This is a genomic window from Bradyrhizobium sp. NBAIM08, assembly GCF_020193935.1.
Lineage (GTDB): Bacteria > Pseudomonadota > Alphaproteobacteria > Rhizobiales > Xanthobacteraceae > Bradyrhizobium > Bradyrhizobium yuanmingense.
In genome coordinates this window covers 1-401 of record NZ_JADYVR010001001.1, presented here as the reverse complement: position 1 = coordinate 401, position 401 = coordinate 1, and the positions used below count along the sequence as shown (strand labels likewise).

The following is a 401-nucleotide window of genomic DNA, read 5'->3' as shown; positions in this document are numbered from 1 at the left end:
GTATTCCTGCTGGTCACTCCGCTCGTGGTTGCCGCCATCGGCTGGGGAATGTTCATGCGGGCACGACGTGAACTCCTCGAGACCTGGCGCGAACGCGCCACGCGAGCCGAAGGGGACCAGCGTCTGCATGAGGACCGGGCCCGGATGGCCGAGCGCACCCGGATCGCGCGCGAGATGCACGATGTGCTCGCGCACCGGATCTCGCTGCTGGCACTGCACGCTGGTGGGCTCGAGGTGCGGCCCGATCTGCCGCCCGCGAGAGTGCGTGAGACGGCCGAATTGATGCGTGTCACAGCTCGACAAGCACTCGAAGAACTACGCGGCGTGATTGGTGTGCTCCGCGAAGAGCCCGGCCAGGACACCCAGCCGTCGGCAGTTCCGCAACCAACACTGGCAGACAT

General features: G+C 66.6%; 1 protein-coding gene. It reads left to right on the top strand.

Annotated features, from left to right (window positions below):
* Nucleotides 1–401, top strand: a 401-nt coding sequence (locus tag I6F37_RS43145) for a sensor histidine kinase (protein ID WP_225154855.1), incomplete at both ends; no start/stop codon positions are given.